The organism is Streptomyces bicolor (genome assembly GCF_000719285.1).
GTDB classification, from domain to species: Bacteria; Actinomycetota; Actinomycetes; order Streptomycetales; family Streptomycetaceae; genus Streptomyces; species Streptomyces bicolor.
Genome location: NZ_JOFS01000035.1, coordinates 14,032 through 28,638, shown reverse-complemented (window position 1 = coordinate 28,638; position 14,607 = coordinate 14,032). Strand labels below are relative to the sequence as shown.

The following is a 14,607-nucleotide window of genomic DNA, read 5'->3' as shown; positions in this document are numbered from 1 at the left end:
CGAGTGGTGCTGCGTTCCCGGCGCCGCACGGACATGGCGCCGGCGTTCCCGGAGATCGTGGCCGCCGCAAGTGCACAGCTGCCGGACGCGACGGCGCTGGATGGCGCTTATGTGACCTGTGGGGGTGTCTCAGCCCCAAGGTGTCTCAGGCGGCGCAGCTCCCATAGACGAGACGTGACGGGCCTCGCAGCCACATGCCGCAGCGGCCGCTCAGAGGTGGCCGTCCAGGAACTTCCGTACCTCGGCGATGGTCATAGGCCCCGTGCCGTGCGCCACCGCCTCTCCCCCCTTCAGCAGGACGTAGGACGGGGCTCCGGTGATGCCGTATCGCTCGGTTGCGGCCGGACAACGCGTGATGTCGGCGCGGACGGCCGTCAGGCGGCCCGCGTAGTCCTCGGCGATGCGACCCACGACGAGGTCCATCACCCGGCAGGGCTCGATTGCCTTGGGCCATGTCCCGGTGAAGTATGCGAGGACCGGAACTCCGCTCATCCCGAGGATGAAATCGAACTCCGCATCCTCACGGGGTCGGTGAACCCGCTTCGCCATGCAAGCTCCTGACCTCACGTTCCGTCATTCCATCCCCATCATCCCTCACGCGGTGTGCCAGGCCGGCCCGGTCGGTCGTCCAGCTGACCTGTCGGGAAGGGAGGCAGGGGGCCGTCGCAGAACCACGGTGGTCCCCGGCGCGAGCGGCCCGGCCCCCCTGGTGACCCGGCCTGGCCGCCCCGCCGGTCACCGAGCCGCAGCCCGCCGCACGCCCATGGGTCAGCTCGTGCCGGGACAGCGCCCTCCACGACGACATGAAAGCCATTTTTCCAGGGCATAGTGGCCCAGATCACTGACCAGATGCTCGATGAGCGCGTCGACGAGCGGGCCGGTGCGCATCGTCCACCGGATCCAGTCGACCGGTATCCGCCTCCGCGCTTCTCAGAGACAGCGCCCCCGAGGGGCTGCCCGAGGCCTTGTCTGGTCGTCACATCAACCCTCGGTCTCAGCTGGCTGATACCGCTTTTCCCGGGCTGTATGAGCCAGCTGATGGGCCCGAGAACGAGGCACGATTCCTGGACCGCTCGCGGACGCGGTCGTGGACGGTCGAAGTATGCGTCAGCTGACCCGAAGACCGACCGCCATCGTCAGTTCAAGGACCCGGTGTGGCGATGCGAGATCCGGAAACAGCTCCCGCAGCTGCGACATCCGGTACCGGACTGTCTGGGGGTGGACGAACAACGCCGCCGCCACCTCGTCCCGCCTGCCCTGGTGCAGCAGCCACGCCCGCAACGTCTCCTCCAGCCGCCGTGCGGTCGCGTCAGGCAAGGTCCGCAACGGTGCGAGGGCTCGGGCACGCAGGTCTGCGAACGCGTCCGCGTCGGCGCTCAGCACCAGCTCGGGCAGGTGGTCCTCAGTGTCGCGGATATCGGAGGAGAGGGAGCGCGCGCGTACGGCTCGTGCGTAGGAGGCGGACGCACGAGTCCATGGCCGGGGCGGGCCGACCACGGCGGTGCGGTCGGTCAGCTGCCGCAGGAGATGTGTTCGGTCGGCGTCGGGGACGAGCAGCACACCGGTGGCGTCCGGCAGATCGTCGAGGACGAGGGTGCTCGGGTCGAGCGCGCGGTAGGCAGGCCGGGCCTGGGCGGCGGGCAGCAGGACCGCGGTCAGGGAGACCGGAGGCTGCCACCCGGCCCGTTGAGCAGAGGCCAGCAGTACGTCCGGGCTCGCGCCGGCGAGGAGGTCGCGGGCCAGGTGTTCCAGGTGACGCTCGTGGGCCCTGCCCCGGGCGGCCAGTTCGTCAGCGTGGCCCGCGGCGCTCGCGGCAGAGAGCTCGTCGATGTAGGCGAAGGTCAGCTCGGCGAACTTGGCGACCTCGGCGGCGGGCAGGCCTGCGGGTACGGCACCCGCTGCCAGGCATCGCCAGGCCACGCGGGCGCCGACGCGGTAGGCGCTGAGCAGGGCGTCCATCGAACGGCCGTCGCGTACCTCGCCGCGGCCCAGCTCGTAGGCTGCATCCCCGGCGTCGCCGCCTGTGGCGTTCCCGCTCGCGAGGTCGAGGTAGTGCCCCAGGGCGGTGCGGACGGCTCGGCGGATGGTGGCGCCCATGTGGCCCGAAAGGGCGCCTGCGTAGGGAGGGACCTCGTCGATGATCGCCTGGACGACCTCGTCGGCGGTGGTCTTCAGCGCGGCCCGAAGGGCGGTGACCGTCGTCTCATCCAGGGCCAGTTCGCTGGCCCTCCGGATTGCATGGTTCAAGTTTTTGTTCCCTGCGAACAATTCAGCCAGCCAGATTTACGTCCTGTGGTCAGGACTTTACGCCTTGAGGCGCAGCAAGCTGGAGTCATGACGAGTGCAGCGCTCCGCAGCAGGGCGTGGAAACTGCTGGAGATGGTCACGACGCCGCTGCTGCCGTCGGACTACCTCGACCTGGTCAGCCCGCTGCGTGCGGGCGCTGACCTGCGGGGGCGCATCGAGGCCGTGCACCCCGAGACGGCTGACGCCGCGACCATCGTGATCAGGCCGGGACGAGGCTGGCGCGGCCACAGAGCCGGTCAGTACGTGCGGATCGGGGTCGACGTCGACGGGGTGCGCCTATGGCGTGCCTACTCCATCACCTCGCCGACACACCGCCAGGACGGCCGCGTCACGATCACCGTGAAGGCGATCCCGGACGGCAAGGTCAGCAACCACCTGATCCGCAGGGCGAAACCGGGCACGCTGATCCAGCTCGACCAGGCGACCGGTGACTTCGTGCTGCCGTACGCCAAGCCCGCCAAGGTCCTCTATCTGACGGCCGGCAGCGGCATCACGCCCGTGATGGGCATGCTGCGCGACACCGAGTTCGACGACGTCGTCATGGTCCACTGCGCGCCACAGCCACAAGACGTGATCTTCCGCAGCGAACTGCACGACCTGGTCGCGGACAAGAAACTGCGGCTCACCGAGGTGCACACCGACACGGACGGCATGCTCGACATCGCCCGTCTCGACGAACTCGTGCCCGACTGGGCCGAGCGCGAGACCTGGGCCTGCGGGCCCGCGGGCCTGCTCGACGCCGCCGAGAAGCACTGGAGCGAGCACGGCGTCCAAGAGCGCCTGCACACCGAACGCTTCCGCCCCGGCATCGTCGTCGCCGGCGACGGCGGCGAGGTCACGTTCAGCGCCACCGGCAAGACCGTCGACGCGGACGGCGCCACGCCGTTGCTGGACGTCGGCGAGGAGGCCGGCGTGCTCATGCCCTCCGGGTGCCGCATGGGCATCTGCTTCGGCTGCGTCACGCCGCTCAAGGCGGGCGCCGTCCGCGACCTGCGCACCGGCGAGATCACCGATGCCGAGCCGGGCGTCCTCATCCAGACCTGCGTGTCCGCCGCGGCGGGCCCCTGCGACATCGAACGGTAGGAGCACCTTGACCGCCATCGACCCCACCGCCCACCTGACCGCGGAGCAGATCGAGGAGCTGGGCCGCGAACTGGACGCGATCCGCGACGAGGTGATCGCCGGCCGCGGCGAGAAGGACGCCGCCTACATCCGCAAGGTCATCTCGGCGCAGCGCAAGCTCGAGCTGGCCAGCAGGGGCGTGCTGCTGTTCTCGATCTTCCCGCCCGCGTGGCTGATCGGCACCGCCGGGCTGTCCGTGGCGAAGATCATGGACAACATGGAGATCGGCCACAACATCCTGCACGGCCAGTGGGACTGGATGCGCGACCCGAAGATCCACTCCACCACCTGGGAATGGGATCACGTCTCGCCGGCTGACCAGTGGAAGCACTCGCACAATGAGCTGCACCACACGTACACCAACGTGATCGGCAAGGACAACGACCTCGGCTACGGCATCATGCGCGTCGACGAGGACCAGAAGTGGCACCCGTTCCACCTCGGCCAGCCGCTGTGGAACTTCATCAACGCCTGCTTCTTCGAGTACGGCATCGCAGCGTACGACCTGGAGCTCGGCAAGAACCTGCACAAGCGCCGCCGCAAGAACCCGGAGTTCCGCGCGCGGGCCAAGGCCGTGGGCCGCAAGATCCGCAAGCAGGTCCTCAAGGACTACGTGATCCACCCGCTGCTGTCGGGCCCCTCGTTCCTCCCCACGCTCGCCGCCACGTTCACCGCGAACCTGGTCCGCAACCTCTGGTCCCACTCGGTGATCATGTGCGGGCACTTCCCCGAGGGCGTGCAGGTCTTCGAGCGCCGGTCGATCAAGGGCGAGACGCGCGGCCAGTGGTACCTGCGCCAGATGATGGGCTCGGCGAACATCAGCGGCAGCAAGGCCATGCACTTCATGACCGGCAACCTCTCCCACCAGATCGAGCACCACCTGTTCCCCGACCTGCCGAGCAACCGGTACGCCGAGGTCGCGGTGAAGGTGCGCGCGCTGTTCGAAAAGTACGAGCTGGAGTACGTCACCGGGCCGCTGCCCAAGCAGGTGTTCTCCGCGTGGCGCAAGGTCTTCCGGCTCTCGCTGCCGAACAAGAAGCCCAAGGTCAAGACGCCGGACCGCGAGCAGGAGCTCGTCGCGGCCTGATTCCCGGTATTGGTTCAGTTCTTTCGGCCGTACCGGCGGCACCGCCGGGTTCGGTGAGATCCGTTGCGGACGGTGGACGGCCGCGACATCAGACCGTACGCCACGGGTTCCGGGCAGCCCCGGCTGCGCTGCCTGACGTGCGCCCAGGAGCTCAGCACACAGCCCCCGGCGAGGAGTTGTAATGCGCTGACCTGCCGTGGTCGGGCCGGTAGTCGGGGAGCTGGTGGTGTGGGAGGCCGGGCGGCTGGCGTTCGAGCGCCTGCAGGAGCGGCTGCAGCGGCGTGCTGCCACAGCGGCCGGCTCGCCGGGCAGTGGCCCGCCCACTTCGTGGCCTTCGACGTACTGCGGCTGGCGGGCCAGGACACCACCGCGTGGCCGTACCAGCGGCGCCGTGGGCGCTGTGCCCCTCGAGCACCGACCATGACACGGTCACCGAGTGGCTGACCTGGACCGCGGTCGGCCTGGAAGGGCTGCTCTTCAAACGGCACGACAGCCCGTATCAGCCGTCTGTGCGGGTGGCGGAAGTACAAGATGCGTGAGGGCCAGGACGCGATCGTCGATGCCGTCACCGGCTCCCTCACCGTGCCCCGCAGTCTGCTGCTGGGGCGTCTCGATGCCGAGGGGCGTCTGCGGTACGTCGGCCGCAGCACCACCCTGCCCGGGGCGGCTGGAGCCACCCTCGCCGGTCCGGTCTCCCCGGCCACCAGCGAGCACCCGTGGACGGGCTGGACGTTCACGGCAGGGTGGGGATCGAAGGAGACCTTGAACGTCAACTAGCCCTGGCGGCGGCCGCCCTGCGCGAGCGGCGGTCCTGAACCGGACGCCGGGACGGGGCGGCAGGGCCGATACCCGCCGCCCCCTGTGCGGTTTCCCGGTGTCAGATGAACGCCTGCCGGTGGTCCGCCGCCCACTCCCGGTAGGTCCGTGCCGGCTTCCCCAGCACCTCCGGGACGTCCTCGGTGACGACCGCATTGCCGCCTCCGCGCACGAAGGCGGTACCGGAGAGGATGCCCTCCGCCTGTGCGTCGTCGAAGCCCCACACGGTGAGCAGATGGTCGCGTGTCTCCTCCGGGGAGAGCTCCCGCGTGGCGACCGGCCGGCCGAGGACCGAGGCGAGGTCGGCGGCCTGTCTCGGAACGCTGATCGTCTCCGGCCCGGTCAGCGTGTACGTCCGCCCCGCGTGGCCGCCGTCGACGAGGACCCTTGCCGCGACCTCCGACACGTCACGCGGATCGATCACCCCCGACAGTCCGTCAGCGGTCATGTTCGGCACCGGCTCGCCCTGCCGGATCGCCTGCGCCCAGCTCAGCGTGTTCGAGGCGAACGACGAGGGCCTCAGGATCGTCCACTCGGCCCCGCTGTCCCGCACCGCCCGCTCACCGGGCACATGCCACTCGCCGGACGGGCCGACGTCCGGATCGCCCGTCGCGATCGCGGAGAGCTTGACCAGCCGGTGAACGCCCGCCGCGCGGGCCGCCGCCACCAGTGCCTGGTCGTGCCGCGAGCCCGGGCCGGGTGCGCCCAGCAGGAACGCGGCCGTCACCCCGGACATCGCCCCCTCCAGGGAACCGGGGTCGAGGTAGTCCCCGCGTACCACCTCCACGCCCGAGGGCACGCGAGCCTTCGCCGGATCCCGGGTCAGGGCGCGCACCTTCTCGCCGCGCGCCGCGAGCTGCCGTACGACTTCACTGCCGATGGTGCCGGTAGCACCCGTCACAAGAATCATGTCCACCACGGTGGGCGCCGGACGGCGCCGGACTCTTGGAAATTCCGGCACGGTTCACGGGCCCGGACGGGTGTGCGCCCAGCTTACGGTGGAGCGGTGACGAACACCATGTCCCGGCAGGTCCTGCGCACACCCGAGGCACTGCGCCCGTGGGTCACGGGTATCGGTCCCGTGTCCGTGGGCGCGGAACCGGCGGAGCCGTACGTCCACCTGCCGGACGCCACCACGAAGCTGATCTTCCGCCTCGGGGAGGATGGCCGCCGCAGCACCCTGGTCGTCGGTCCGCGCACCCGTGCCTCGTACCACCGGGGCAAACGGTTCGTCTCCTGCCTCGAGATGCGGCTGGCGCCCGGTGGAACCCGGCCCCTGCTCGGCGTGCCGGCGGTCGAGCTGGCGGGCCGTGCGGTTCCCTTGGGCGACCTGCCCGGCGGCACCGCGGGCCGGCTGGCCGCCGAACTGGGGCGGCTGGGCCCGGAGGAGACGGTGGCGCACCTCGCGGACGTGCTTCCCGAGCGGCTCGCGTCCGCCGCCGACCGTTCGCGCACGGAACTCGTGCGCGCCGGTGTCGACGCGATGTCGGTCAGAACTGGCCGGCTCCCCCGGCCGGTGGGCGATGTGGCCCGCGAACTCGCCGTCAGCGAGCGGCAGTTGCGCAACCTGTTCGCCGAGGGGGTCGGCCTGTCCCCCAAGCACTACGCCCGCATCGATCGGGTGCGCACGGTGCTGTCCCACGCCGTCACCTACCCCTGGGCCGAACTCGCCGTCGCCACCGGCTACTACGACCAGTCCCACATGACGTCCGATTTCCGCACGCTGATGGGCGTACCACCCCGGTCGTTCTTCACCGGCCGCCTCCCGGCCCCGCAGCCCTGCCGGGCCGTCGCCCGCCGCTGACGGAAGGCCACCAGTGACATCGTTCTGATCACTGACGACGCTGACCCCCTGCCTGGGTGTGATGACGGCCCAGGAACACGGCGTAACCGTCCATCTGTGGGCTGTGCAGGCCGCCGACGGGGCCTACAACCAGTCGGAGAACCTGGTCACCGAAGCGGACGAGCGGCATCTGCTGGACCGTGCCTGGCTCACCCGGGCCATGACCGCGGCCGAGCCGGCCCGCTGGATGTTCCGGCGCAGCCCGCATCTGAGCTCTCCGCGCCGGTCGAGACCAGTGGCGCCCCCCAGGACCCCCACCCGATGCCCGCCCGCACCCCGCCCCGGCAGACCTGGCACGATCCGCGCCATCTGTGGCCCTACGCTGGTCCTCGGACGCCGGTTGGGTCGACCGCAAACGCGCCGAAGGCAAGCGCCACATCCAGGCCGTCCTCGCCCTCGCCCGCCGCCGCGTCAACGTCCTGTGGGCCCTCCTACGCGACGGACGGTGCTACGAACTGACACCTCCACCGCCACTTGCGGCTTGACAGACAGCATTAGGAATCAGTGGCCAGCTCGAAGAAGATCAGTGATGCACTGACGCATCTGGAAGGCGTGCATGGCACTACTGAGCCGTGGGTGCACTGCCGCGCGCCCCGGTCACGGGACTGGCCGGAATCCTTCTGCTGGCGCATAGTCAGGAATGCCGGAACGGTTCACAGGCATCGTCCGGCAGCCACTGTCAGACGGTGAAAGCACATAACTCTTCTCATCACGTGCCACAGTTCCGCAGTTCAAACTGAACGCCGCTTGTGGCCAACCATCCGAGAGTTCATTTGGCATGGCAGGGAAGGTGCATGATGTTCCTTCGGCAAATCTTCCGCATCGCCGGTGCGGTTGTCGTGTCGGTAGTCGCGTTGACCGTGAGTGCGACCGCGGCGAGCGCAGACGAGGTCGCGTGTGTCGAGGCGCAAGTGAGCGTCAACGACGAAGAGGTCAACACCGGACTACAGTGCCTCGTGCTCCCGCTGTGAGCTTGTGCTTCCCGCACTCGTCATCGTCACTGCGGTGCGGTCCACACCGCAGTGACGACAGGCTGAAGACTGGGATCAACAGAGCCTCCTGACGCTCGGGGGCGTCGCAACTCCGAACTACCAATGGGCCCTGTACTCATGCATCCACCCTGTTGGGATCATCGGACTAGGGACCGGGTCCGATCACAACCGCCTCGTGATCGATAGAGATACAGCTCCTTACGATGCGGCAGAGGCAGTTGGTTGAAAAGCGGGCCCGTCGGAGCAGGCGCCAGGACTTGATGCGCGTGCGCAGGCGACGGGGGGGGTGAGCGGCGCGGAGCTGCCGGCGCTGGAGTATCCGGTGGACGCGAAGGTGTGGGGCGGTGACTGCGTGCGGGGCAATGTGCCGTTCGAGGTGCCAAAGTCGGGGCGAGCTGAGCGGGTGTTGTGCTCGCCGGAGGATTTGGAGGAGCCGGTGCAGTGGACCGTGCCGAAGGCGTAACCGGAAAAGCCCCCAGCGCAGCTCTGACGGCCGCGTGGGGGCTCCGGCATGCCCGGGCGCTGGGTCAACGGCGCTGCGCCGCAACGGCACCCGTGTACGTCTCCCGCGTCAGATCCTCGGCGCCGATGCCGAGCTCGGCGAGCACGCTGCGGATGTCATCGAGGGCCGCCTGCACCTTGTCCTCGTCGACGAGGGTCTCGACCTCCAAGAACGTGCCGTCGATCTCCGGAACGCGCACGAGGGTGGCAAGCATGTGCCGGCCCCGCGCGGTGAAGTCGTAGTTCCGGCACCGCTTCTCGAAGGCGATCAGCTCCACATGGCCGAGTCCCCGCAGGATGGCGCGCGCCTGGTCGGCGTCCTCCACGCGGGTCTCGTGCTCTGGCTTGGATCCGGACTCCTCGTCGACCGCCGCGCCCTTGTACGTCAGCACCGTGCGCGTGCCGTCCACACCGTGGACCGTGCATACCCGCAGTTCCTCGCCTGCCTTCTCCAGCGAGCCGTCCGGCCGGTCGTAGTACGTGTCTCGGTACACCTCGACCCGCGCGGTGGCCCGCTCGTCCAGCTGGCGCATTACCTGCTCGGGTGCATGGACGCGCGCCTTCAACTCCGCCTCGATCACGTGCGGTTCCCTCCTCGTCAGACCGTGCGCTGTGCGCCGTCGATGACCGCCTCGAACATCCGCCTAAACCCCCGGTACAGCGGGCCGTGCGGGGTCTCCATCACCTTGTACAGCGCCGACTCGTGGCCTTCCCACCCGGCGTCGAAAGCGCCGACGAACATGGTCCCGTCGGTGCGGATGAGCCGCCACGTCGGCAGCATCCGGTACCGCCACACGCCGACGTCGCCCGCCTCTGCGAGCTCCCTGAGCCGCGCCTCGGCGAGCCGCACGCCGCCAGCGAGGGACTCGGCGGACTCCCCGATCTCGGCAGCGCGTCGGGCCAGGGCGTCGCTGTCGGGGTCGAGGAGAGCGACCCGGATGCGGAGGCCCTTGCCGCCCTGTTCGCGCGGGAGGCAGGCCCGCAGCAGCGAATCGTTGAGGCCGATCAGGCTGAGGCCGCGCACGGCGAGCACGTTCAACTCCGTGGCTTCGCGGGCCTGCTGCTGGATCTCCTCGGCCGCGGAGTTCTGCGTCGCGTACACCCGCACGACTTCGGGAAACGCCGCCAGGTCGAACGCGGCCCCGCCCGTGCGGCGCTCGCGGCCGGCGGCGAGGCCAAGGAGGTGGCGGGCGTCGTCGGGCATGTGCAGTCCGTCGGCGATGCGTTCGTCCACGTCCAGACGGGACATTTCGCGGCGGCCACTGATGATCTCGGAGACGCGGGCTCGCGTCATGGAATCGGTCGGGGTGGACGTCGACGACTTCGGCGAGTGCGTCGTTCGCCTCGCGCGCCACGCTCACGGCGTCCGCCGCAGTCAGATTCTGCACGCCGGGTGTGGCCAGCGACAGCACCGCGTCGTCCACGCCTTGATCGTCCATGTCGGCCAGGCGGCGGTCGCCGACGTCGCGCAGCCGCTGCTTGAGCCTCGCCCTCCGGGCCGCGCGGCTCGGTCGGCTTCTTGACCGACTCCCAGCCGCACACCCTGGCCCGGCGCACCTGCAGTGCGCCGGTCACGTCGTCCAGCGTCAGGCCGTGTGCCTGCCGCAGCCGCTTGCGCTCCTCCGGCAGCGGCGAGCGGGACGCGACCAGCGCGTCGAACAACCCGGGCGGCCATGCGCCAAACGACTCGATCAAGTGGTCGTCGAGGTCGGCGAACCAACCCTCCCGGCACCATGGTGTGAGATCGGTGCGACCCCCAGCCCGCCGATTGGCAAGCGGAAGCCTTCTGAGGGTCAAGCCGCCTTTGCGAAGACAAGCACCTCCGTGAAGGCGACACCCATGGGCGCGAGGAAGCTGGCCTCAAGGCTGCAGCCGAAGGTCGCGAAGAGGTCCACGCATGTCCGGCGAGGCATGGCGGCCGGGTAGGAGTCGTGCCCCGCCCCACCCTGCGTCGCCCAGGCGCGTACCGCGGCCGGATCCAGGCAGGCCTCAGTCATCACGTCGAAGACAATCCGGCCACCGGGGCGCGTGACCCGCGCCATCTCGAAGAAGTAGCGGCAGGCACACAGGAAGGTCACGGTGTTGAAGACCTTATGGGCCTGGACGAGGTCGATGCTGCCGTCGGGTGTCGGGGCGAGACTGCTTCCTGCAGTCGGTCGGGCGACCACGCCGAATGTGTCCACCAGATAGTCAGCCCAGGACGCTGCCGTCTCGTAGACCTCGTAGCGCTCTGGTGAACACTCCGTCAGCGTCTTCTCCAGATACCGGCCCGACCCGGGCCCGATCTCCAGCACCCTGTCCGGTTCGGCCGCGAACACCCCGAGAGCACCTAGCTCATCGATGGTGAACTGAGTTGCGCCAGGCGTCCCGTTCATGACCTCGTCGATGTAGTCACCGACCGACTTACCGGCCGCCCGTGCAGCCCGCATCGTCGCCTCGAACGGCAGGAAGTCATCGACGCCACCCAGGTTGTTGGTGCTGCGCACGATGTCGAACCCAGCACGCCCCAAGAGCCCCTTGACACCCGACTTAAACAAGGACGTTCCCCTGCCTACTGCCCTCATCAGACATACCCCCCCAGGTCGTCTCCAACCTCAGCATAGGATCACGGCCACTGACGCGCAGGCAGACACCGAATCCGCCCCCAATAAGTCCGCATGTCGATCCAAACCGCCCGGCGCCAGGGCCCTGGCCGGCAAGTCGGCCACCGACCCGCGCCCCCTCCAACCACGCCCTCCGCCCTCCCCCGCGACCAGTACCGCGTGCACCCGCTCGGCCACCTCGTGCAGCCGCGCGACCTCCTCATGAACGAGTCGGACGGCTACCGGAGTTCGCGGCCCTGCGCTGGGACGAAGAGGGTTGCTGCCATGTTCGTCGTCTACTCGCGATGACGCCTGGTGACCACCAAAACGCTTGTCTCGACAGCCCAGCCGAAGCCGAAGCCGTTCCCTGTTGACGCTCCGTAACGACTCCCCAAGATCCGTGATCGAGCCTCGATTTGGGGCCCCCGGGCTGACGGGGTCGGGGCCTGTCCGGCCGATGATGCAACCGATCTCCTGGTGGACGTCGGCCTACAGGTCAGGGCGATGGCGTTGCTGCCCACGCGATCCGGGTGAGGGTTGTGCGCATGCCGTGGCGGTTCACGGCGATGCGGCGCTCCGGGGTGGTGCCGGCGAAGACGACGCCGAGGAGGTCGGCAAGGCGCGCGCCGGGACCAGTGCGCAGGTCCTGCCAGGTCTCGGTCACGCGGGTGCCCGTCCCTTCGGCGGCGAAGCGATAGCCCCAGCGGGCGATCGGCAGCCCGAAGACCCCGACGTCGAACGTGAACTGCTCACCCACCCGCGCCGCCGAGACCCGGCCCGTTGTGAACCAGACGAAGGGCCCGCGCCGGTTGAAGCCGACGAAGCGCGTGCCGGTGCGCACGGGCGGGCGCAGCACCCAGACCCGGCGGCACTCGGGACTCCAGCGGCCCATGTCGGGCAGGTGCGCCACCAGCTGATAGACGGCCTCCGGCACGGCGTCCACCACGACGGACTCCTCAAGGCTGCGCTGACGCACCGTCGGTGACCTCCCTGTCACTGCACGCGAGGACCTTACCGGCGAGTAGGGTAGCCGACCTCGATCCACGGGCATGTGACGTGTCACTCGACGCTGCCGGGCTCGGCGCCCGCAGGTGTCGAGTCGGCGATCTGCCTGCGGGGAGTCGCCGCGATGCCCAGCCGTGCTCACGATGGCCATCGGCTTCTGCCGCTACTCGTCCGCCAGATGCAGCTTGGCGGTCAGCCCGCCGCGCGAGGGTCCGAGTGCGTGGCTGGCCGACTCGACGGCGACCCCAGCGGGCGGCTCCTTCTGGAGATCCCCCCTGTTTCCTCGCGCCGACGGCGTGCTGGTGGGCCCGGCAGACGGTGGTGTCGACGTTGATGTCCCAGGTGATCAAACTCTCGGCGTCCGCTCGGGCCTGCAGCGCGGTGACGATCCGATGCCAGGTGCCGTCCCGCTGCCAGCGTCGGAACAGGGCGTTTGAGCGCATCCTCGGCGCGAACCTTTCTCGGGCATGTCCTGCCAGGGGATGCCGATTGCGGACCCGCAAGCGTATGCCGCCGGTCAGCCCGCCGACGCGTCCATATTGGCGGCCGGCCGGGCTTGTTGCCCATGGGCAACAGCGGTTCCAGCACCGCCCACTGTTCGTCCGTCAGATCTCCGCGTGACACGAAGCAAGATCATTACAGAATATAGATCCACTTCCTGGGGCGTGACGCGGTGCTGCTCGGCCGAGTGCTGGACGGTCAGCGAGCGGTGGCATGCTTGCGGGTCGCGCTCGGCACCGGCAATCACCCGAGCGGCAGAGGCAGCAAGGTCGCGTCAGGCGACGGCGGTCCCCTCGAGCTCAACCATCTGACCGGGGATCGCCAGCCGTGTCACCCCGAGCATCGTGGTGGCCGGTGCCACTCCGGCGGCACCCAACCGCGACGCCAGCACGCCGTAGTGCGGGAAGAGTAGATCGACGTCTGTGGTGTAGACGTTGAGCCGGACGAGGTTCGCGAGGGACATGCCGGCCTCGCCTAGCACAGCCTCCAGGTTGTCGAGGCTCAGCGCCAGCTGTGCGGCCATGTCACCGTCATGCTGCGGCTTGCCTTCGCCGCTCATCGCGGTCTGTCCGGAGCAGTACAGGATCCGGGTGTGCCCCGAGACGATCTCACCCTGGTTGAATCCCATCTCCACGGACCAGGACACCGGGTTGACTGCCGTTCGTTCCACTGCCACATCAGCTCCATGCGGTTGGTTGGGAGTTACGGACGTCCATCGGCGCGTCAGTCACCATCGATGACGCCGATGCCCACGAGCCTCCCAAGAAAAGATGACACCCTTGGTCATGTATTCGATAAGGTCCTCGTATGCGCGCCGATCGGCTGGTCTCGCTGGTGCTGCTGCTCCGTCAGCGCGGTCGGCTGACCGCTAACACGCTGGCCCGCGAGCTTGAGGTGTCCACCCGTACCGTGCTGCGCGACATCGAAGCGCTGTCCGCAGCCGGCGTCCCGGTCTACGCCGAACGCGGCCGGCACGGCGGGTTCGCGCTGATGCCCGGATTCCGCACCGAGCTCACCGGACTGAACCAAGACGAGGCCCTTGCCTTGCTGACCGCCGGATCGGGCCGTAGCGAGCAGGCATTCGGCCTCGGCTCGGCGCTCGCTTCGGCCATGCGCAAGGTGGTTGACGCGCTACCCGAAAGCCATCAGGCCACGGCGAGCGACGCGGCCCAGCGATTCCTCGTCGAGCCCGAGACCGACCTGCTCTCACGCCGGCCGGTCACCGAGGAAGTGCCCCGCACGACAATGATCGAAATCCGGCGCTCAGTGCTCGCCGGACACAAACTGCGCATCCACTACGCAGCCACGGACCAGGCACCGCAATGGCGCACGGTGGACCCCATCGGCCTGGTCACGGTACGCGACCGGGGCTACCTGCTCGCCACGAGATCCGGCGCGGACCGCACCTACCGGCTGTCACGGGTGCTCGCCGCCGAGGAACTCCCCGAACCGGCACAGCGACCGAACACGCTTGATCTGGACCGGATCTGGCGAGAACGCTGCACGCAGTTCCTGTCCAGCGACCACATCGCCGTCCTGGTACGGGTGAACCCCGAGCGGCGGGAGGACCTGCTGAGCACCGTGGTGGCCGTCCGCGCCGCAGAACCCGACACGGACGGCTGGCTGCGGCTGGAGGTGACATTCCAGGACCTGCGACACGCCGAATGGGCGCTGTGGCAACTCAGCACGGACGCGGAAGCCCTGACCCCGGCGTCACTGCGCACTGCCCTTCGCAACCGCGCCGCCACGATCGCCACCCGCTACGAAGCCACAAACCTCGACACGACCATCAACGAGTCGCTGTGACAAGCTCATCCGAAACACGCCCTAGCTTGACTCCGTCGGGGATCT

Annotated in this window: 15 protein-coding genes and 2 pseudogenes; 8 read left to right on the top strand and 9 right to left on the bottom strand. The window is 69.1% G+C overall.

Annotated features, from left to right (window positions below; genetic code table 11):
- Nucleotides 1-210: 210 nt before the first annotated feature.
- Entirely contained in the window at nucleotides 211-549 is a 339-nt protein-coding gene (locus IF78_RS0135005) for a thioredoxin family protein (RefSeq protein WP_031486593.1), read from the bottom strand.
- A 558-nt stretch (nucleotides 550-1,107) separates the two neighbouring features.
- Nucleotides 1,108-2,247, bottom strand: coding sequence for a PucR family transcriptional regulator (locus tag IF78_RS0135000; RefSeq protein ID WP_031486592.1), 1,140 nt, complete (start codon nucleotides 2,245-2,247; stop codon nucleotides 1,108-1,110).
- A gap of 87 nt (nucleotides 2,248-2,334) precedes the next feature.
- Between IF78_RS0135000 and IF78_RS0134995 the strand changes: the two genes are divergently transcribed.
- From IF78_RS0134995 to IF78_RS48640, 4 genes are all read left to right on the top strand, one after another.
- The gene (locus tag IF78_RS0134995) at nucleotides 2,335-3,390 is read left to right on the top strand and encodes a ferredoxin reductase (RefSeq protein WP_031486591.1); all 1,056 of its coding nucleotides are present in this window, start codon (nucleotides 2,335-2,337) and stop codon (nucleotides 3,388-3,390) included.
- Nucleotides 3,391-3,397: 7 nt separating this feature from the next.
- Nucleotides 3,398-4,516, top strand: a complete 1,119-nt coding sequence (locus IF78_RS0134990) for a fatty acid desaturase family protein (RefSeq protein ID WP_031486590.1) — start codon at nucleotides 3,398-3,400, stop codon at nucleotides 4,514-4,516.
- Between the two features lie 371 nt (nucleotides 4,517-4,887).
- Nucleotides 4,888-5,055 (top strand): DNA ligase-like domain-containing protein, encoded by a 168-nt coding sequence (locus IF78_RS48645; protein ID WP_158751573.1) that lies wholly within the window; start codon nucleotides 4,888-4,890, stop codon nucleotides 5,053-5,055.
- Nucleotides 5,048-5,293: a hypothetical protein gene (locus IF78_RS48640; protein ID WP_051828391.1), complete on the top strand. Its 246-nt coding sequence runs from the start codon at nucleotides 5,048-5,050 to the stop codon at nucleotides 5,291-5,293. Before IF78_RS48645 ends, IF78_RS48640 begins: the two co-directional genes overlap by 8 nt.
- Nucleotides 5,294-5,393: 100 nt before the next feature.
- Here IF78_RS48640 and IF78_RS0134980 read toward each other — a convergent pair whose 3' ends face one another.
- A complete protein-coding gene (locus IF78_RS0134980) occupies nucleotides 5,394-6,251 on the bottom strand; it encodes an NAD(P)H-binding protein (protein WP_107050076.1) in 858 nt (285 codons plus the stop codon).
- An 87-nt stretch (nucleotides 6,252-6,338) separates the two neighbouring features.
- Between IF78_RS0134980 and IF78_RS0134975 the strand changes: the two genes are divergently transcribed.
- From IF78_RS0134975 to IF78_RS48635, 3 genes and pseudogenes are all read left to right on the top strand, one after another.
- Nucleotides 6,339-7,136, top strand: coding sequence for a helix-turn-helix domain-containing protein (locus IF78_RS0134975; protein WP_031486588.1), 798 nt, complete (start codon nucleotides 6,339-6,341; stop codon nucleotides 7,134-7,136).
- Between the two features lie 386 nt (nucleotides 7,137-7,522).
- A pseudogene (locus tag IF78_RS47985) lies at nucleotides 7,523-7,660 on the top strand (IS110 family transposase); the annotation flags it as partial.
- A 309-nt stretch (nucleotides 7,661-7,969) separates the two neighbouring features.
- The gene (locus tag IF78_RS48635; protein ID WP_158751571.1) at nucleotides 7,970-8,146 is read left to right on the top strand and encodes a hypothetical protein; all 177 of its coding nucleotides are present in this window, start codon (nucleotides 7,970-7,972) and stop codon (nucleotides 8,144-8,146) included.
- A gap of 548 nt (nucleotides 8,147-8,694) precedes the next feature.
- Here the strand turns inward: IF78_RS48635 and cyaB are convergent.
- From cyaB to IF78_RS0134935, 6 genes and pseudogenes are all read right to left on the bottom strand, one after another.
- Nucleotides 8,695-9,249 carry a class IV adenylate cyclase gene (cyaB, locus tag IF78_RS0134960; RefSeq protein ID WP_031486587.1) on the bottom strand — a complete coding sequence of 185 codons (555 nt, stop codon included), beginning with the start codon at nucleotides 9,247-9,249 and terminating at the stop codon, nucleotides 8,695-8,697.
- A 17-nt stretch (nucleotides 9,250-9,266) separates the two neighbouring features.
- The gene (locus tag IF78_RS0134955; RefSeq protein WP_037641944.1) at nucleotides 9,267-9,962 is read right to left on the bottom strand and encodes a hypothetical protein; all 696 of its coding nucleotides are present in this window, start codon (nucleotides 9,960-9,962) and stop codon (nucleotides 9,267-9,269) included.
- Between the two features lie 182 nt (nucleotides 9,963-10,144).
- Nucleotides 10,145-10,330 (bottom strand): annotated as a pseudogene (locus tag IF78_RS49945) (hypothetical protein); the annotation flags it as partial.
- 131 nt (nucleotides 10,331-10,461) lie between these two features.
- Complete coding sequence (locus IF78_RS0134945; RefSeq protein ID WP_031486584.1) at nucleotides 10,462-11,232, bottom strand: methyltransferase domain-containing protein; 771 nt, start codon at nucleotides 11,230-11,232, stop codon at nucleotides 10,462-10,464.
- 514 nt (nucleotides 11,233-11,746) lie between these two features.
- On the bottom strand, nucleotides 11,747-12,226 hold the full coding sequence (locus IF78_RS0134940) for an SRPBCC family protein (RefSeq protein ID WP_031486583.1): 480 nt from the start codon (nucleotides 12,224-12,226) through the stop codon (nucleotides 11,747-11,749).
- Between the two features lie 804 nt (nucleotides 12,227-13,030).
- Nucleotides 13,031-13,426 (bottom strand): RidA family protein, encoded by a 396-nt coding sequence (locus IF78_RS0134935; RefSeq protein ID WP_031486582.1) that lies wholly within the window; start codon nucleotides 13,424-13,426, stop codon nucleotides 13,031-13,033.
- Nucleotides 13,427-13,563: 137 nt separating this feature from the next.
- On the opposite strand from IF78_RS0134935, the gene IF78_RS0134930 reads away from it, so the two are divergent.
- Nucleotides 13,564-14,562 carry a helix-turn-helix transcriptional regulator gene (locus IF78_RS0134930; RefSeq protein ID WP_031486581.1) on the top strand — a complete coding sequence of 333 codons (999 nt, stop codon included), beginning with the start codon at nucleotides 13,564-13,566 and terminating at the stop codon, nucleotides 14,560-14,562.
- The last annotated feature ends 45 nt before the right edge of the window (nucleotides 14,563-14,607 follow it).